This is a genomic window from Vibrio sp. 1641, from assembly GCF_033339995.1.
Taxonomy (GTDB): Bacteria; Pseudomonadota; Gammaproteobacteria; order Enterobacterales; family Vibrionaceae; genus Vibrio; species Vibrio alginolyticus.
In genome coordinates, this window is sequence record NZ_JAWOVP010000004.1 from 282,845 (window position 1) to 299,838 (window position 16,994).

The window sequence follows — 16,994 nt, forward strand, 5'->3', positions numbered from 1 at the left end:
CTCGCTCCTATTCCCCAATGTGGAAACACACTTGGAAGCGATTGGGTTACTTAGATACAAATGCTAGGAACCTCCCTATATGCAATTCACCTTGGAACATGCGCAAGACGTGTTATCCGGAATGCCAGACCCCACTTTTATTCTGAGTGAAGATGGTATCTATATTGATGTTTTTGGAGGAACAGATAAAAAAGCCTATCACGATGGAAGCAATTTGATAGGTGAGACGCTGCACAGCGTACTCGAGAAAGATAAAGCTGACTGGTTTATCGAGCAGATCAATCGATCACTGAAACAAGACAGTATTGTGACGGTCGAGTACAAGATGTGCGCCGACAGCATTCAGGGAATAGATGCTAACAGTGGGCCAAGAGGCGACCTATACTACGAAGGCAAGATCTGCCCACTCGCTATAAAATACCGAGGTCGTCGCGTTGTCCTTATTCTTACACGCAACATCTCCAATCGCCACCGAGTTGAAACCCTTCTTCGCCATCAAAGCCAAATTGATGCTCTTACCAACATCTACAATCGACGTGTCTTTTTCGAAAAGCTCACAGAAGAGGTCATTAAAGCTCAAGAGCCGAACTATCACTCCGCGTTGTTATTGTTTGATTTGGACTTTTTTAAAGTCATCAATGATAAACGTGGTCATGATGCGGGGGATTATGTCTTAGAGACCTTAGCTGATTTGGTTTCTCACTTACTCGTCAAAGACGAAATTTTTGCAAGAGTCGGAGGGGAGGAGTTTGCGATTATTTTGCCAGAAACTTCTCTGTCGGCGGCGAAAGAGGTAGGAGAGGAAGTACGTTCCCACATTCAAAATTGTCAGTTCGAATTTGAAAAGATTGAAATTCCGGTCACGGTGAGTGTAGGCGTGGTGGAAATAGGCAGAAATGAAACCACCAAACGTTTGTATGCGCATGCAGATAAAGCGCTTTATGCTGCGAAAAGAAATGGCAGAAATTGCGTGGCGACTCTGGATAGGCAGATGGAGTAACCTTGTTGGTTACTCCAAATCAAACTGTTGGCGTTATAGCATGTCGACGGCTTTTTCTACGGCGGCGATGAGTCTATCCACATCTTCAGCCGTGTTATAAATACCAAAAGAAACGCGTACCGTGCCTTTAACGTTTAGCGCATCCATCAATGGGTGAGCGCAGTGGTGTCCTGCTCGTACCGCAATGCCTTGTTGATCGAGCAGCGTCGCCATGTCTTGGTGATGAACGCCGTCCATGACGAACGTCAGTACAGAGGCATTCAGCTGATAGCCTAGAATATGGATGTCATCCAACGCGCTTAGTGCTTGGTAGGCCTTATCCTGAAGCGCATGGAGATGATCCTCTACTTCGTGATGGTCAAAACCTTGGTACCACTCAATGGCTTTCGCTAGAGCAATTGCGCCCGCAACGTTTGGTGTGCCCGCTTCAAATTTACCAGGAAGTGCAGAAAACGTCGTTTTCTCGAAAGAAACGCGTTCAACCATTTTACCGCCGCCGTGCCATGGAGGCATGGCTTCCAAAAGTTCAAGCTTGCCGTATAAAACCCCAATGCCTGCTGGTGCATAAAGTTTGTGACCTGAGAAAACGTAGAAATCGATATCTGATGCCGATAAATCAAGTTGCTCATGTACGATGCCTTGCGCGCCATCAACTACAATAACCGCGCCAACGTTGTGCGCCAGTTCAGTGATTTTTTCTATAGGTTGGCGTGTGCCTGTTACGTTGGTTATTTGCGCGCAAGCAACAATTTTACAGCGGTCAGACAGAAGCGCCTCAAATGCACTGATGTCGAACTGGCAATCTGATGTCATCGGAACTTTAATGACTTTAGCACCCGTTTGCTCTGCCACGATTTGCCAGGGCACGATGTTGGCGTGGTGCTCCATCTCGCTAATCAAGATCTCATCACCTGGTTGTAACGTGCTACGGGCGTAGGTTTGAGCAATTAAGTTCAGTGCTTCGGTTGCGCCCCGTGTCCAAATGATCTCTTTAGAGCTGTTTGCACCAATAAAGCTTGCCACTCGTTCTCGTGCCGCTTCAAATTGGCTGGTGGCATTAGCCGTTAAACTATGGCTGCCACGGTGAACATTGGCATTTTGCGCACTGTAGTAATGACTGATGACATCAATCACACATTGCGGTTTTTGCGTTGTCGCTGCGCTATCTAGATACACTAAGGGCGTATCGTTGACGGATTGGTTTAGAGCAGGAAATTGCTCGCGTACAGCATTTACGTCAAACATTATTCTTCACCAAGCTTGTGGTAGTGCAGAGTAGGCAGAGGGATCATTGGTTCAGCAACTGACCATGCGTGTTTTTTACCTGAGAGTTGAATGATTACTTCCATCGCGAACTCTAAAGCTGTACCCGGACCTTGACTAGTGATCAGGTTGTGGTTGATATCAAAGGTCACGCGTTTGCTGCGCCACTTCTCTTCCGGGATATGTGACTGAAAGCTCGGGTGACAGGTCATCAGTGATTGTGGGAAAAGATCATGGTGTTGCAATACCAACGCTGGCGCTGCGCAGATAGCAGCGACCAATTTTCCCTCATAGATGTGCTGCTTAAGGATTTCTATCATCACCGTACTATCACGGAAAATTTCTGCACCACCAACACCACCAGACAGTGCTATGGCATCAAACTCATCATCAGCGATATCGACCAGCTTACAATCTGCCGTTAATGTGACTCCGCGAGAAGCTTTCATCGTTAATGAGCCATCAAAAGCAGCACTCGCTACTGTAACGTCATAACCCGCGCGAACCATCATGTCGATGACGGTGACGGCTTCCATTTCTTCGGTGCCTGGAGCGATTGGCACTAAGATTTTCTTACTCATTGTTCTGTCCAGCTTTGTTCTATTTGTTTGATGCGTTGGTAAAGTTTTAAATTCTCAGGCGTATTGATGCGATGTTTCTTGGCAGCCTTTAACAAGTATCCGGTTATAAAATCAATTTCCGTTCGACGCTGATGGAATACGTCTTGTCTCATTGAAGAATAGTTCTCAGCTGTGGCGTTCACCACTTGCATTACCGTATCGAAAAGAGAGCGAAACTCGATAGCAATACCTTCTTTACTCATTACTTCAACCAGTTCTTGAGTGATGCTTTCGAGTTGTATCTTAAACTCGGGCTTCGCAAGTTCACCATTCTTACACTGGAGAATCGCAGTCAGTGGGTTAATCGCGCAGTTGATCGCTAACTTAGTCCATAACGCAGATTGGATGTGTGGATTCCAAATGACCTCTGGAAGAGCATGATGCATAACATCTTGCAGAAAAGTGCACTGCATTCCTTTGTCATTATAACCACCCGCTTGCGTTGTTCCGTGACCGGTATGCAATACGTGTTGGTTATCTGGTTTGTATGCGCCGTGCGTCGTTGTTGCGAGCACTATCGGATTGTTTGGCACAACCTTCTCCACGCCAGAGGCAGTACCCATACCATTGTGCATCAGCATGATAATCGTGTCTGTATTGATATGAGGAAGCAAAAGCTGAATGGCGTCTTCCACTTGCCAAGCTTTTACCGTGATCAAAATGAGATCTGCTTTATTTACGGAGGAAATATCTTGATTACTGAATACGATTGCGGGTGTGTCATCCAACTGAAGTGATTGTTGGCTTTCAGAACTTCTTCCCCACAATGAAACATTGTGCCCGGCAAGCTTAAATTTTGTTGCCCAGAGTGAGCCCACCGCACCTGGACCGAGGATAAGGATATTCACCAAACGCTCTCATTAAAAAGGTTTGCTGCAAGGATAATGAGGGAAAAAAGGAAAGCAAATAAAAATGGCGCCGAAAGGCGCCATTTTTGAGCAAACTTAGTGGTTCAATTAGAACTTGTAAGTTACAGCAAGGTAGTGGCCAAAGCCAGTTGACTTGAACCCATCAGTATCTTTGATACCGTACACGTCTTTGTAACCTTTTAGACCGTAACCCACTGCGAAGCGGTCTGAGTGCCAGTAGATACCGTTGAACATTGCACCACCGTTTGACGCGGTTGAACCAAACTTGTTACCAGCATCATCATCCATACCGAATTGGTAATCGATGTAGCCTTGGTAAGAAATGAATGAACCGTTCTCGAAGAAGTAGAATGGTTTGAACCAGTTAGTCGAGATTTGGAAACCGTTCCAATCCTTTTTGTTGCCGTCGTAAGTGCCGTATAGGTTAACACCAACTTTACCAAACCAAGGAACCATTACGTCAGAACCTAGACCGATTTTTTGAGAGTTAACACCAGAGTTACCACCCCACTCGATTAGAGTTGCAACGTATAGCTCTTGAACTGGACCGAAAGATAGGTCTTTACCAGTTACCGCATCTAGAGACATACGTGGAGCGAATTTCATAAAGATCTTCTCTGCGCCAGCTTTGTCGCTACCTGGATCAGAAGTTAGGTTGAATACATCAACGTAGCCGTAAAGGTCGAAGATACCAGAGCGGCCGCCGAATTCCATTTCTAGGTAGTCGTGTGAAGACTCACCTGGAAGTTCGTCAAATGCACCCATTAGGTTAAATTGCATCCACTTGTAATCGTTTTTGTGAATATCGCCGTCAGAGTAATCTGCCGCCATAACTGGAGCTGAAGTAGCCGCTAGAAGGCTAAGAGCTAAAAGTGATTTACGCATAAGGGGACTCTCTATGTTTGTAATGATTCAGAACACGCAATCTGTGCTGCGCTTTCCAATTGGCGGGAATAATAGCGATAAAAATCCCAAATGAAAGTGATAAAGGGTGCAAAATGAAACGTTTTTGGTGAGTTGCATCACGAAATTATCTTTATTTACGGAACTTTTTGTTTGTTGCATTTTATTGCAATAAATGTGTGATTTGGATCGTTTGCGTGAGCGATTTTATGACTTTTTAAGCCAGTCGATTAACCAACATAAATCGTTAGTGATCGGAGTGATAAGGGATTCGTATGTATCCGTGAATCAAAGAGGACGTTTGAATGAAAGAAGTCATGTTATTCCCACTCACTTCAGTTGTACTCCCTGAAGGTAAAATGAATCTGCGCATTTTTGAGCCACGATATAAGCGAATGGTAAAGGAATGCAGCCTACAAAATGTGGGCTTTGGAGTTTGCCTAGTAGGAAGTGAAGGTGACCCTAAAGACGTGGGTAACGTTTCATCTATCGGAACTTTGGTCAGGATCGTTGATTTTGAAACACTCAGTGATGGCCTTCTTGGTATTACAGTTGCTGGTGAGCAACGCTTTGTTGTCAAACGCGTCCGTGCAGATGCGGATGGCTTACGTCATGCAGAGGTTGAATGGTTAGACAATTGGCAACATCTAGACAACTCACCAGATTTCTTCTTTTTAAGCCAGCAGTTATCCCATGTTTATGAAGAGTTTCCTCAACTTGGAAGCCTCTACCAGCATCGTTTTTACGATGACTCTGCTTGGGTTACTCAGCGTTGGCTTGAGTTACTACCCCTAGACTGCAATCTGTTCGAACAGCTAGTCGGCGCAGAGGACTGTATTCCTGCGTTGCAATTTCTGACAGAAGCCATAGAAGCCCCGACTAACAAAGAGGCAAGGATATGAAAGGATTTAATAAAGCTGCGCTAACTATTGTTGCGACATTAGGACTGGCGGCGTGTGGCTCCGACAGTGACACTATCGAGTATTCCAATTTACAAGCAGTGCACGCGTCTTCTGATGCGCCGCTTGCAAATGTGTGGATCAACGATAAACCATCATTAACGAATGTTGATTATGGTGTGGGATCTGGCTACGTTAAATTGCGAGAGGGGATGAATTCGATTCAGGTCGATGTTCAGCTCCCAGGTAATGAAACCGCGACCGTAATACCTAAAACAGAACTAGATCTTGATTCCGACCTCAATTATAACGTGTTCGTTGTTGGCGATGCCGATGGTTCGCCAAACCCAGTTGAGCCTTTAGTTGTGACTCGCAGCGCCGATTCAATGGCTGATGCCAATAGTCTAGATGTTCAAGTTGTTCATGCAGCTTCAGGCGTTCCTGCTGTTGATCTTTATGTCACTGAGCCAGGTGTTGCTCTTGCTAGCGCGACTCCAATAACTAACCTTGCTTACAAAGCTTCTACCGACGTATTGAACATCCCAGCTGGTGAGTATCAAGTTCGACTTGCCGTAGGAGACAGCGTTGCTTTTGACTCGGGCAAAGTATCTCTTGCGGCTAACTCCAACTTGACGATTGCCGCTATCGGCACAGGAGATTCGAATAGCACGTCACCTGTCAAACTCTTGGTGTTGGACGGTTCGGGCTCTTCTATAATTGAAGATATGGGCAGCCAAGCTGAAGTAAGAGTCGGACACCTTGTCGATGGAGCGCCAGTCGTCGATGTTAACGTTAACGGGGCGGCCTTCGCTCCTCTTGCCGACTTAGCGTTCAAAGAGATTCGTGGTTATTTGGATCTTGCTGCTGGCGCTTACGATATTGACGTTTACGTGGATGGCACAACAACCAATCCGATCATAGATGTTGACGGGTTAATGGTTGCAGGTGGAATGGATTACAGTGTTTATGCAGTCGGTGTTGTTAGCCCAGCGATTGATATCGAAGCTCTGGTTGTTGAAGATATGAGACGCGCTGTGGCGACTAGCGCGACATTGAATGTGACACACGCGGCGGCTAATCCTATAGTGGAAATGGTGGATATTTACCTCACTACGAGTGCAGGAATAGATGGAAGTGATCCAACTATTGCTAATTTTGCGTATAAAAATAGCGTACAAGGATTATATGTCGCTGAAGGTACATATTATGTAACGGTAACAGTGGCTGGTAACCCAAGTATTGTTGCGGTTGACTCAGCACCAGTCAATGTAATGAACGGTGTTGTGTACCAAGTCGTTGCCATTGATGATGGGAACAACGGTGGTTTCAACTTGTTGGTCGATGACGTGACCGATTAGGACGAATGGGAGGAGGAGACTCCTCCCACAAATTAAGGCCGATTATGATGAGTGATAGCCCGAAAAAACTGGGGCGCAGTGATTGGAACGATTACATGGATAAAGTGAAGGATCGAGACAAAGATGCGTTCGCTTTTGTATTCCGTTTTTACGCACCCAAGCTGAAGCAATTCGCTTACAAACATGTTGGTAATGAGCAAGTTGCTATGGAGATGGTGCAAGAGACCATGGCGACAGTTTGGCAGAAAGCGCACCTCTATGATGGTGAAAAGAGCGCGTTATCGACTTGGATATATACCATAATCCGAAACCTTTGTTTTGATCTGCTGAGAAAACAGAAAGGTAAGGAATTACACATTCATTCTGATGACATTTGGCCGTCAGAGTATTATCCACCTGATCTTGTTGATCACTATTCACCAGAACAAGATATGTTGAAAGAACAGGTGGTTAAGTTTTTAGATATATTACCGAAAAACCAGAGAGATGTTTTACAAGCGGTATATCTTGAAGAGTTACCTCATCAACAGGTCGCGGAATTATTTGATATACCCCTCGGTACCGTAAAATCCAGGCTGAGGCTTGCAGTAGAAAAGCTAAGGCATTCAATGCATACGGAGCAACTATGAATAAACACCCAGATAACAGCTTGTTAGAAGCATACGCTTCGGGAAGCATTGATGCAGTTTCTGGTCTTGTGGTCGCAACCCATTTAGAAACATGCACCAAGTGCCGAGCTTATGTGAACCAAGTCGAAGCAAGTCAAGCGAACATCGTAAGTGACATACCTTCTGAGTATGTTTCTGAATTTGACGACATGTTCAATGACATCATCAACGCGGAGCCAGCGACTGATAATATCGTGATCCGCGACTCTGCTGCTGTTAATGTGGCAGGAAAAAGTTTCGCTCTTCCTAAAACTCTAGCGCGTTTCTCTGACCTCGTAGGGTCATGGAGAAGTTACGGAGGCAAGGTTTTCAGTGCTCAGATTGACCTAGGGGAAGACGCTCGTGTCAGCTTAATGTACATCGGGGAAGATGTGCAAATTCCTCAACATACGCACAAAGGCCTGGAGTCTACATTGATCCTACATGGTGGATTTAGTGACGAGGATGGCCAATATGAAGAAGGCGATTTGATGATTAGAGACGCATCAGTGAAGCACAGCCCTTACACTAAGGCCGGAGAAGACTGCTTGTGTTTAACCGTATTGACTGAGCCGATGATCTTTACTCAAGGCGTGGCACGTATATTTAATATGTTTGGTAAAGGGTTATACCCATAGACCTCTTATCTTATATCTCGCAAAACAAAAACCACCGAATTCGGTGGTTTTTTATATGTTTCGTTAATGTTTGTGACGTGCTTTTTCCAATAGAGCATCAAAGTAATGTCGTAGCGAGTACAACATAATCAAGCTTGGCACGACCATGACAGCGGTAAGCACGAAGAATGTGCTCCAATCATTAAGATAATCCACTAGCTCGCCACTGAAAGAAGCAAGAGTCGTCCGTCCGAAGTTTCCTAGAGAGGCAAGCAACGCATACTGAGTTGCCGAAAATGCTTGCCCGGTTAGAATCGTCAAAAATGAAACAAAAGCGACAGTTGAGAAAGCAGTCGTAAAGTTATCGACAATAATCGTGGCTAAGTACAAGTGCTCGTTTGGGCCTACCGAAGCAATCAAAGCAAACATCAAGTTACTGGCAGACATAGCAATACCGCCGATCATTAATCCACGTACAATACCAAACCTAACGTTGAACATGCTTCCGACAAAAGTAAAGAAGATGGTGGCTCCCCAACCGATCAGTTTGGAGTAATAGCCAATTTGTTCATTGCTAAAACCAATATCTTTATAGAACGCGATCGACATCCTGCCCAAAAACGCTTCGCCAATTTTAAATAGGAAAACGAACAGCAACAGAGTAATCGCGACACGGACGCCATTGCGATTAAAGAAATCAAGGAAAGGTTCTACAACAGTCACGGTAAACCAAGCTACGACTTTTGAACCAACCACTTCTTTGTGTCGTTGTTCAGCGGCAGACTGAAGTTGTTCGCGTTGAGTCTTCGGTTCACCGACTAAAATCGTAAAGACCATTAGAATGCCGACTATCACCGCCATCCCGTAATACACACCATTCCAACCGACACTGTCAGCATTAACAAACGCTAAATAACCCGGTAGTGAATAACCTGTCCACCAGCCAATGACCGCCATTGCAGAAGCTTGAGGCAGTTTAGACTCTTCTGACTTTGGGAAAGTATCAATACGAAAAGCATCAATTGCGATGTCTTGTGTCGCTGAAGCCGTTGCAATACACAAGGCGAGTAGTGACGCAAACACCAAGTTTTCCGCTGGATTTACGCCGGCAATAAATAGGGTAGCGACGAGTACGATACTTTGACAAAAGAAAATCCAGCTACGTCTTTGCCCCAGTAGTCTAAAGAGGACTGGCAGCTTCACGCGGTCAACCAGAGGTGCCCACAGGAAGTTGATCGCATAGACCGCAAAAACGCTACCAAAATAGCCAATTGCGGAGAGGGTCAAGCCGGCATCTTTTAGCCAACCTGACATGTTTGAACCGATAAGAACCCACGGAAAGCCGCTAGAGCAGCCCAGCATGAAAACCCACATGAGTCGTTTATCGAGGTAACTTTTTACCGTTTCCAACCAAGTGATGGAAGGTAATGAAGACATAAATCAATCCAATAAAATGAAGCCGTTGAAAGAGAAAGCCCTTCGATTATTCAAAGGGCTTATCGTTTTGGCTATTTAAGTAGTGTAGTTTTGGTGATGACGATTTGCGTCTCTGGTACATCACGCATTCGGCCTACTGTCGTGGTCGGCTGCTGAGCCATTTTCTGGATAACGTCGAACCCCTCAGTAACCTCACCAAATACAGCATAACCTGGTGGTCGAGCGCCATAGTTGAGAAAGTCATTGTCGACTAAGTTGACGAAAAACTGACGAGTTGCAGAGTTTGGTGCATTAGTTCGTGCCATGGCGATGGTAGCACGGTCATTGTTTAGACCATTATTTCCTTCGTTTTTGATTGGCGCGTATGTTTTCACCATCTGCATATCTTGGTTAAAGCCGCCACCTTGCGCCATAAAGCCTGGGATAATACGATGAAAAATAGTACCTTCGTAGCTCCCATCTTCTACATATTTCAGAAAATTAGCGACAGTGATAGGTGCTTTCTCTTCGTTTAACTCAACCGTAAATGAACCAAGGGTCGTTTCAAACGCTACTTTTGGCCCAGCCCAAACGCTGCAGCTGAGTAATGCTAAAGACAGAATCGCTTTGCGTAACATTAGAAACGCTCCTGCATGTATTGACGAAGCTCAGGGTCATTGGCAATCTCTTTAAGCGTCAATGTCACCACATCATTCAATGTCTCTTCAATATCGGCATCAGAAGCACTCAATGTGCCAGAGCGCTTTGCTGTACCTGTATAAGTTTTGACGAGCTTGCCCTCAGGTGTCTCTGCTGTGATTTCCAGCACAACTTTAGCGTCCATCTCATTTTCCATCACCGAATGCTTCACGTTGACCAACGCTTCTTGAACGCTCAATTCAATCGCGTTGTTGCTGTTTAGATCCGCATGGAAACCTTGAGATGAGAATTGCTTCTCTAATGCTTCTTCTAACGCAATACGTAAATTCTGTTTAGCATGAAGAGGAAGAATGTTCGAACGGCCGTTATCCACCAACGCCACGTACTGCGCTGCACGTACATCTTTGCTGGTCAAACTGTAAGTCTTGCCTTGAACAATTGGATTGGTGCTCAATGTGCTTTCTGGCATCAGGTTCAGCTGAGGTTGTTGAGGGGCTGAACACGCAGCAAGCAACGCAACCGAAGCCGCAAGTACCAATTTTCTCATTTTATTATTCCTTTTAACTATTTTGCTAAAGCTTATATTGCGCTTAATTTAGCAGGATTTTTTGTAGCCTGTAAAATCACAAACTTATTGTTGGAAGCGATAAGTTTCACATTTTTATCGCCAAACAGACGTTTGAGTTTTGCGTCGTACCCGAGGTGACGATTTCCGATAACCAGTAAACGGCCATTTTCACTTAATACTTGTTTAGCATCGCAGAACATTTGCCAAGCAATATGATCGGTGATTGCCTGTTGTTGATGAAACGGTGGATTACACATAACCATAGAGCTGCTGCTGTGTTTAAAACCGTCCAAGCAATTGTTCGCTATGCACTGTATGTCTCTATTTTCACCAAGGTTGTCGCGTAGGTTCTGTTTTGCTGATTCAAGCGCCATAAAACTTTCATCAACACATGTTAGCCGAGCATTTGGATTCAACTGACCAAATTTAACAGACAGAACACCATTGCCGCAGCCGAGGTCGATGACATTGTCTATCGAAGGGTCTTGAGGCAGGTGCTGCAGCATAAAGCGTGCACCTAAATCTAAACTTTCTCCTGAATAGACATTTGGCATGTTCTTGAGTTCGATATCTTCGCCATCAACGCGCCAAGTCGTGAAAGGCATCACTTCAATCGGAGGCTCAACTGTTGCTTGAGAAAACACCAATCTGTGCTTTTTCCAGGCCAAAGATGTTTTTGTTTCGCCTAAGTATTTTTCAAACAGTTTTAGCGTCGAAGTATGAATGTCTTTCGCTTTATTGACTGCAATGACGGGGCAGGAAGCCGGTAGCGCCTTTCTTAATTGGCTTAGTATCCACACTAGATGGCGGTTACTTTTGGGCAGTTGCAGCAAGACGAGATCAATATTGGCAGGAACGAGGTCCATCGTGGTGGCAAACGCTACTTTATTGCACTGGTTTTGCTCGAGATTTTGCTGTGCACCTTTATGTGAGATGAATGAATCACTCATTAGCGTTACATGGTGCTTTTCCGAAAACCAGCAGGAGAGGGCACCAAAGCTGTCATTAATCACGAGGATGTTTTGATTGTCTGGCAAAGCAAGCTCTTCAACATGATTAATAAGATACTCATCACCGGCATCCCACGCTTGTAGCGTTTCGTTACTACGTTTTGGGAAACGATGAAGTGTTAAGCTTCGCTCGTGAAGGTTCAGTTCGGTTTTCATAGCTAAATGTAAGTTGATTTAGAAATTAAGTGTTATTGTCGCAAATGATGACGTGTCGAGATACAAAAAGCTGTAAAATTTTACGAGTTCAGTGATGACTGCTCTCTAGGCATGTTCATGGAGTCGAGCGCCTTGAGACAATATGTCTACAAAGTGCGTCAATAATGAGAGTGACGTTTGAGTGATGCATGTCTGCTTTACTTAGGTATATACTTATGGAATTCGCATCAATGAGGAACGAATATGATCCAAGAAATCATAGAGAAGAAACTACACAGTGAGCTGCAACCCAGCTATCTCAAAGTCATTAATGAGAGCTACATGCATAATGTGCCACCAGGCTCAGAGAGTCATTTCAAAGTGATTGTTGTGAGTGATTCGTTCGCGGGACAGCGTTTGATTGGGCGCCATCGTCAAGTTCATCAAATTTTGGCAGATGAACTGGATAACCACATTCATGCATTAGCTATTCATACATACACTGATGAAGAGTGGAAGCGTGAACAAGATGGCGCCCCTGATAGCCCGATGTGTATGGGTGGCGGTCACTAAAAACGCAAGATATAAAGGTGCAGAGAAAGGTGGCTTAAGGCCATCTTTTTTCGTTTTACATTCTTTAGGGACGTTAACGTGGCACAAATTCTGGTTAAAAAATGTGTTAACAGTGTTTCAACAAATGAATGGAAATTGCAGAATATTTCAGGCGATGAATATCACTTTTCCATAAGATATGTATGGAATATGGCATTTGTGCGATGGGTCAAAGTTATGACTATTCTTTGACCTTTTAGACCTGATTCTACCGAAATAACCCCTCTATTCTAATGATTGATCATGGCATCAAGTTCCTAAAAAATGCTAGACTACGGCACCTGATAAATCTCGCGTATTCCTTGTGACGAGATTTTTAATAGGATGTTGCGATTTTGATGTTTAAAACAACATCAAAACCGGACACTGATGTCGTGTCTAAAAGTTACGCAATCAAAAGAATCTTTTTCCCGATAAAAGTAGTGCAAGTGCGTATGATTACAATAAAGAAGGGCTTGGATCTTCCTATCGCAGGAACTCCATCCCAGGTGATTAATGATGGTAAGACCATCAAAAAAGTCGCCTTGCTTGGCGAAGAGTACGTTGGCATGCGACCTACCATGCATGTCCGCGTTGGTGATGAAGTGAAAAAAGCGCAAGTTCTTTTTGAAGATAAAAAGAACCCAGGCGTGAAATTTACTGCACCAGCAGCCGGTAAAGTGATCGAAGTTAACCGTGGCGCTAAACGTGTCCTTCAATCTGTAGTGATTGAAGTGGCAGGTGAAGAGCAGGTGACATTTGATAAGTTCGAAGCCGCTCAACTTTCAGGTCTAGATCGTGAAGTGATCAAGACTCAGTTGGTTGACTCTGGCTTATGGACCGCTTTACGTACTCGTCCGTTTAGCAAGGTTCCTGCAATCGAGTCTTCTACTAAGGCTATTTTCGTAACTGCAATGGATACTAATCCACTAGCAGCTAAGCCTGAGTTGATCATTAATGAGCAACAAGAAGCATTCATTGCTGGTCTAGACATTCTTTCAGCCCTGACAGAAGGCAAGGTTTACGTATGTAAATCTGGCACTAGCTTGCCACGCTCTTCACAGTCTAACGTAGAAGAACACGTCTTCGATGGCCCTCACCCAGCAGGTCTTGCTGGCACCCACATGCATTTCCTATACCCAGTAAATGCAGAGAATGTGGCATGGAGCATCAACTACCAAGACGTTATCGCGTTCGGTAAGCTGTTCCTAACTGGTGAGCTATGCACAGATCGTGTTGTGTCTCTAGCTGGCCCAGTTGTGAATAACCCTCGTCTAGTTCGTACCGTAATGGGTGCAAGCTTAGATGACCTAACAGATAACGAGCTGATGCCTGGCGAAGTTCGTGTGATCTCTGGTTCAGTACTAACAGGTACACATGCAACTGGTCCACACGCATACCTTGGCCGTTACCATCAACAGGTTTCTGTATTACGTGAAGGCCGTGAAAAAGAACTATTTGGCTGGGCAATGCCTGGTAAGAATAAGTTCTCGGTAACTCGCTCTTTCCTTGGTCACGTATTCAAAGGTCAGTTGTTCAATATGACAACGACGACCAATGGTAGTGATCGTTCAATGGTTCCAATTGGCAACTACGAACGCGTAATGCCTCTAGATATGGAGCCTACTTTGCTGCTTCGTGATCTATGTGCCGGCGACACAGACAGTGCTCAAGCACTGGGTGCGCTTGAACTGGATGAAGAAGATCTAGCATTGTGTACCTTTGTATGTCCAGGTAAGTACGAGTACGGTACGTTACTTCGTGAATGCCTAGATACTATCGAGAAGGAAGGGTAATTTTCATGGCTCTTAAAAAGTTTCTTGAAGACATCGAGCATCATTTTGAGCCTGGTGGCAAACACGAAAAATGGTTTGCCCTGTACGAAGCTGTAGCAACAGTTTTTTACACCCCAGGTATCGTAACAAATAAAAGCTCGCACGTTCGTGATAGCGTTGACCTAAAACGTATCATGATCATGGTTTGGTTTGCGGTATTCCCAGCAATGTTCTGGGGTATGTACAACGCAGGTGGCCAAGCTATTGCAGCACTTAACCACATGTACGCTGGTGACCAACTAGCGACAGTTATCGCAAGTAACTGGCACTACTGGCTAACAGAAATGCTTGGCGGCACTATCGGTGCGGAAGCGGGTGTTGGCAGTAAGATGCTACTAGGTGCGACTTACTTCCTGCCAATCTACGCAACAGTATTTATTGTTGGTGGCTTCTGGGAAGTGTTGTTCTGTATGGTGCGTAAACACGAAGTTAACGAAGGTTTCTTTGTAACTTCTATCTTATTCGCACTTATCGTTCCACCAACGCTACCTCTATGGCAAGCGGCACTAGGTATCACATTTGGTGTTGTTGTAGCAAAAGAGATCTTCGGTGGTACAGGTCGTAACTTCCTTAACCCTGCACTTGCAGGTCGTGCATTTCTATTCTTCGCTTACCCAGCACAAATTTCGGGTGACGTAGTATGGACTGCAGCTGACGGCTTCTCTGGTGCAACTGCTCTTAGCCAATGGGCTCAAGGTGGTAACGGTGCTCTAGTTAACACAGTAACTGGCGCTCCTATCACTTGGATGGACGCGTTCATCGGTAACATCCCTGGCTCTATTGGTGAAGTATCGACTCTAGCTCTAATGATCGGTGCAGCGATGATCGTTTACATGCGAATCGCTTCATGGCGCATCATTGCGGGTGTGATGATCGGTATGATCGCAGTATCGACTCTGTTTAACGTGATCGGTTCTGACACTAATCCAATGTTTAATATGCCATGGCACTGGCACCTAGTTCTAGGTGGTTTTGCATTCGGTATGTTCTTCATGGCAACGGACCCAGTATCAGCGTCATTTACTAGCAAAGGTAAATGGTGGTACGGCATCCTGATTGGTGCAATGTGTGTGATGATCCGTGTAGTTAACCCAGCGTACCCAGAAGGTATGATGCTGGCGATTCTATTCGCGAACCTATTCGCACCTCTGTTCGACCATGTAGTGATTGAGAAGAACATCAAGCGGAGACTAGCACGCTATGGCAAGTAATAACGACAGCATTAAAAAGACGCTGGGTGTTGTTATCGGGTTGAGCCTTGTTTGTTCAATCATCGTATCAACAGCAGCAGTAGGTCTGCGTGATAAGCAAAAAGCTAACGCTGTCCTAGATAAGCAATCAAAGATCGTTGAAGTTGCAGGCATTGACGCAAACGGTAAGAAAGTACCAGAGCTATTTGCTGAGTACATCGAACCTCGTCTAGTAGACCTTGAAACAGGTAACTTTACTGAGGGTAATGCATCTACGTACGATCAACGTGAAGCATCAAAAGATGCAGAACGTTCAATCGCATTGACACCAGAAGAAGATGTAGCTGATATCCGTCGTCGCGCGAATACAGCAGTGGTGTACCTTGTAAAAGATCAAGATGAAGTCCAAAAAGTTATCCTGCCTATGCACGGTAAAGGACTATGGTCGATGATGTATGCCTTTGTAGCCGTTGAAACTGATGGTAACACTGTGTCTGCTATTACTTACTACGAGCAAGGTGAAACTCCTGGACTTGGTGGTGAAGTAGAGAACCCTTCATGGCGCGATCAATTCATTGGCAAGAAATTGTACAATGAAGATCACCAGCCAGCGATTAAGGTCGTGAAAGGCGGCGCACCGCAAGGTTCTGAGCACGGTGTTGATGGCCTATCAGGAGCGACGCTCACTAGTAATGGTGTTCAACACACATTTGACTTCTGGTTAGGTGATATGGGCTTTGGTCCTTTCCTAGCAAAAGTTCGTGACGGAGAACTTAACTAATGTCTAGTGCACAAAACGTTAAAAAGAGCATCCTAGCGCCAGTGTTGGATAACAACCCAATCGCGCTACAAGTTCTTGGTGTATGTTCTGCTCTTGCAGTAACAACTAAACTAGAAACAGCTTTTGTAATGACACTAGCGGTAACATTTGTAACTGCGTTGTCTAACTTCTCTGTTTCATTGATCCGTAACCACATTCCTAACAGTGTGCGTATCATCGTTCAGATGGCAATCATCGCATCGTTAGTAATCGTGGTAGACCAAGTGCTAAAAGCTTACCTATACGATATCTCTAAACAGCTATCTGTATTCGTTGGTCTGATTATCACTAACTGTATCGTAATGGGTCGTGCTGAAGCATTCGCAATGAAGTCTGCGCCAGTACCATCTCTTATTGACGGTATTGGTAACGGTCTAGGTTACGGCTTCGTTCTTATCACTGTAGGTTTCTTCCGTGAGCTATTTGGCTCAGGCAAACTATTTGGTCTAGAAGTTCTACCTCTAGTGAGCAACGGTGGTTGGTACCAGCCTAACGGCCTAATGCTACTAGCACCATCAGCATTCTTCCTAATCGGCTTCCTTATCTGGGTAATCCGTATTCTGAAACCAGAACAAGTAGAAGCGAAGGAGTAA

General features: G+C 44.9%; 18 protein-coding genes. 10 read left to right on the plus strand and 8 right to left on the minus strand.

Features of this window, described 5'->3' with window-relative positions:
* The first annotated feature begins 79 nt into the window (after positions 1-79).
* On the plus strand, positions 80-1,000 hold the full coding sequence (locus tag R7Z47_RS11760; protein WP_054728419.1) for a GGDEF domain-containing protein: 921 nt from the start codon (positions 80-82) through the stop codon (positions 998-1,000).
* Positions 1,001-1,033: 33 nt separating this feature from the next.
* Here the strand turns inward: R7Z47_RS11760 and csdA are convergent, their stop codons facing one another.
* The 4 genes from csdA to R7Z47_RS11780 all read right to left on the minus strand — a co-directional run bounded on the left by csdA (position 1,034) and on the right by R7Z47_RS11780 (position 4,637).
* Positions 1,034-2,245, minus strand: coding sequence for a cysteine desulfurase CsdA (gene csdA, locus R7Z47_RS11765; protein WP_262606832.1), 1,212 nt, complete (start codon positions 2,243-2,245; stop codon positions 1,034-1,036).
* Positions 2,245-2,844 carry a DJ-1 family glyoxalase III gene (locus R7Z47_RS11770; RefSeq protein WP_006742560.1) on the minus strand — a complete coding sequence of 200 codons (600 nt, stop codon included), beginning with the start codon at positions 2,842-2,844 and terminating at the stop codon, positions 2,245-2,247. The genes csdA and R7Z47_RS11770 overlap by 1 nt, the downstream gene beginning before the upstream one ends.
* Positions 2,841-3,731, minus strand: coding sequence for a 2-dehydropantoate 2-reductase (panE, locus tag R7Z47_RS11775; protein WP_054700518.1), 891 nt, complete (start codon positions 3,729-3,731; stop codon positions 2,841-2,843). Before panE ends, R7Z47_RS11770 begins: the two co-directional genes overlap by 4 nt.
* A gap of 108 nt (positions 3,732-3,839) precedes the next feature.
* Positions 3,840-4,637: an outer membrane protein OmpK gene (locus R7Z47_RS11780; protein ID WP_005385292.1), complete on the minus strand. Its 798-nt coding sequence runs from the start codon at positions 4,635-4,637 to the stop codon at positions 3,840-3,842.
* A gap of 323 nt (positions 4,638-4,960) precedes the next feature.
* Between R7Z47_RS11780 and R7Z47_RS11785 the strand changes: the two genes are divergently transcribed.
* The 4 genes from R7Z47_RS11785 to R7Z47_RS11800 are packed head-to-tail and all read left to right on the plus strand — an operon-like array spanning position 4,961 to position 8,197.
* Positions 4,961-5,557 (plus strand): LON peptidase substrate-binding domain-containing protein, encoded by a 597-nt coding sequence (locus R7Z47_RS11785; RefSeq protein ID WP_017636020.1) that lies wholly within the window; start codon positions 4,961-4,963, stop codon positions 5,555-5,557.
* Positions 5,554-6,912 (plus strand): DUF4397 domain-containing protein, encoded by a 1,359-nt coding sequence (locus R7Z47_RS11790; RefSeq protein WP_262606833.1) that lies wholly within the window; start codon positions 5,554-5,556, stop codon positions 6,910-6,912. The genes R7Z47_RS11785 and R7Z47_RS11790 overlap by 4 nt, the downstream gene beginning before the upstream one ends.
* Before the next feature lie 44 nt (positions 6,913-6,956).
* Positions 6,957-7,541, plus strand: a complete 585-nt coding sequence (locus tag R7Z47_RS11795; protein WP_017636022.1) for an RNA polymerase sigma factor — start codon at positions 6,957-6,959, stop codon at positions 7,539-7,541.
* Positions 7,538-8,197, plus strand: a complete 660-nt coding sequence (locus R7Z47_RS11800) for a ChrR family anti-sigma-E factor (protein WP_005380256.1) — start codon at positions 7,538-7,540, stop codon at positions 8,195-8,197. Before R7Z47_RS11795 ends, R7Z47_RS11800 begins: the two co-directional genes overlap by 4 nt.
* Positions 8,198-8,260: 63 nt before the next feature.
* Here R7Z47_RS11800 and R7Z47_RS11805 read toward each other — a convergent pair whose 3' ends face one another.
* From R7Z47_RS11805 to R7Z47_RS11820, 4 genes are all read right to left on the minus strand, one after another.
* Positions 8,261-9,613 carry an AmpG family muropeptide MFS transporter gene (locus tag R7Z47_RS11805; protein WP_169628584.1) on the minus strand — a complete coding sequence of 451 codons (1,353 nt, stop codon included), beginning with the start codon at positions 9,611-9,613 and terminating at the stop codon, positions 8,261-8,263.
* 71 nt (positions 9,614-9,684) lie between these two features.
* On the minus strand, positions 9,685-10,230 hold the full coding sequence (locus R7Z47_RS11810) for a peptidylprolyl isomerase (RefSeq protein WP_042521384.1): 546 nt from the start codon (positions 10,228-10,230) through the stop codon (positions 9,685-9,687).
* Complete coding sequence (locus R7Z47_RS11815) at positions 10,230-10,799, minus strand: YajG family lipoprotein (protein ID WP_005380259.1); 570 nt, start codon at positions 10,797-10,799, stop codon at positions 10,230-10,232. The genes R7Z47_RS11810 and R7Z47_RS11815 overlap by 1 nt, the downstream gene beginning before the upstream one ends.
* A 32-nt stretch (positions 10,800-10,831) precedes the next feature.
* The gene (locus R7Z47_RS11820; protein WP_054728423.1) at positions 10,832-11,986 is read right to left on the minus strand and encodes a methyltransferase; all 1,155 of its coding nucleotides are present in this window, start codon (positions 11,984-11,986) and stop codon (positions 10,832-10,834) included.
* Positions 11,987-12,229: 243 nt separating this feature from the next.
* Here R7Z47_RS11820 and bolA point away from each other — a divergent pair, with 243 nt between their 5' ends.
* The 5 genes from bolA (at position 12,230) to R7Z47_RS11845 (ending at position 16,994) form a co-directional block, all read left to right on the plus strand.
* Positions 12,230-12,538: a transcriptional regulator BolA gene (bolA, locus tag R7Z47_RS11825; protein ID WP_005380262.1), complete on the plus strand. Its 309-nt coding sequence runs from the start codon at positions 12,230-12,232 to the stop codon at positions 12,536-12,538.
* Between the two features lie 473 nt (positions 12,539-13,011).
* A complete protein-coding gene (locus R7Z47_RS11830; RefSeq protein ID WP_005380264.1) occupies positions 13,012-14,352 on the plus strand; it encodes a Na(+)-translocating NADH-quinone reductase subunit A in 1,341 nt (446 codons plus the stop codon).
* Between the two features lie 5 nt (positions 14,353-14,357).
* On the plus strand, positions 14,358-15,602 hold the full coding sequence (locus R7Z47_RS11835) for an NADH:ubiquinone reductase (Na(+)-transporting) subunit B (protein WP_262606834.1): 1,245 nt from the start codon (positions 14,358-14,360) through the stop codon (positions 15,600-15,602).
* A complete protein-coding gene (locus R7Z47_RS11840) occupies positions 15,592-16,362 on the plus strand; it encodes a Na(+)-translocating NADH-quinone reductase subunit C (protein ID WP_005380267.1) in 771 nt (256 codons plus the stop codon). Before R7Z47_RS11835 ends, R7Z47_RS11840 begins: the two co-directional genes overlap by 11 nt.
* Positions 16,362-16,994 carry an NADH:ubiquinone reductase (Na(+)-transporting) subunit D gene (locus R7Z47_RS11845; RefSeq protein WP_005380269.1) on the plus strand — a complete coding sequence of 211 codons (633 nt, stop codon included), beginning with the start codon at positions 16,362-16,364 and terminating at the stop codon, positions 16,992-16,994. Before R7Z47_RS11840 ends, R7Z47_RS11845 begins: the two co-directional genes overlap by 1 nt.

What these genes read in the sequence shown, in the direction of transcription:
- R7Z47_RS11760 (WP_054728419.1), top strand. Translation starts at nt 80, where the DNA reads ATGCAATTCACCTTGGAACATGCGCAAGACGTGTTATCCGGAATGCCA.
- csdA (WP_262606832.1), bottom strand. Translation starts at nt 2,245, where the DNA reads ATGTTTGACGTAAATGCTGTACGCGAGCAATTTCCTGCTCTAAACCAA.
- R7Z47_RS11770 (WP_006742560.1), bottom strand. Translation starts at nt 2,844, where the DNA reads ATGAGTAAGAAAATCTTAGTGCCAATCGCTCCAGGCACCGAAGAAATG.
- R7Z47_RS11780 (WP_005385292.1), bottom strand. Translation starts at nt 4,637, where the DNA reads ATGCGTAAATCACTTTTAGCTCTTAGCCTTCTAGCGGCTACTTCAGCT.
- R7Z47_RS11785 (WP_017636020.1), top strand. Translation starts at nt 4,961, where the DNA reads ATGAAAGAAGTCATGTTATTCCCACTCACTTCAGTTGTACTCCCTGAA.
- R7Z47_RS11790 (WP_262606833.1), top strand. Translation starts at nt 5,554, where the DNA reads ATGAAAGGATTTAATAAAGCTGCGCTAACTATTGTTGCGACATTAGGA.
- R7Z47_RS11795 (WP_017636022.1), top strand. Translation starts at nt 6,957, where the DNA reads ATGATGAGTGATAGCCCGAAAAAACTGGGGCGCAGTGATTGGAACGAT.
- R7Z47_RS11800 (WP_005380256.1), top strand. Translation starts at nt 7,538, where the DNA reads ATGAATAAACACCCAGATAACAGCTTGTTAGAAGCATACGCTTCGGGA.
- R7Z47_RS11805 (WP_169628584.1), bottom strand. Translation starts at nt 9,613, where the DNA reads ATGTCTTCATTACCTTCCATCACTTGGTTGGAAACGGTAAAAAGTTAC.
- R7Z47_RS11810 (WP_042521384.1), bottom strand. Translation starts at nt 10,230, where the DNA reads ATGTTACGCAAAGCGATTCTGTCTTTAGCATTACTCAGCTGCAGCGTT.
- R7Z47_RS11815 (WP_005380259.1), bottom strand. Translation starts at nt 10,799, where the DNA reads ATGAGAAAATTGGTACTTGCGGCTTCGGTTGCGTTGCTTGCTGCGTGT.
- R7Z47_RS11820 (WP_054728423.1), bottom strand. Translation starts at nt 11,986, where the DNA reads ATGAAAACCGAACTGAACCTTCACGAGCGAAGCTTAACACTTCATCGT.
- bolA (WP_005380262.1), top strand. Translation starts at nt 12,230, where the DNA reads ATGATCCAAGAAATCATAGAGAAGAAACTACACAGTGAGCTGCAACCC.
- R7Z47_RS11830 (WP_005380264.1), top strand. Translation starts at nt 13,012, where the DNA reads ATGATTACAATAAAGAAGGGCTTGGATCTTCCTATCGCAGGAACTCCA.
- R7Z47_RS11835 (WP_262606834.1), top strand. Translation starts at nt 14,358, where the DNA reads ATGGCTCTTAAAAAGTTTCTTGAAGACATCGAGCATCATTTTGAGCCT.
- R7Z47_RS11840 (WP_005380267.1), top strand. Translation starts at nt 15,592, where the DNA reads ATGGCAAGTAATAACGACAGCATTAAAAAGACGCTGGGTGTTGTTATC.
- R7Z47_RS11845 (WP_005380269.1), top strand. Translation starts at nt 16,362, where the DNA reads ATGTCTAGTGCACAAAACGTTAAAAAGAGCATCCTAGCGCCAGTGTTG.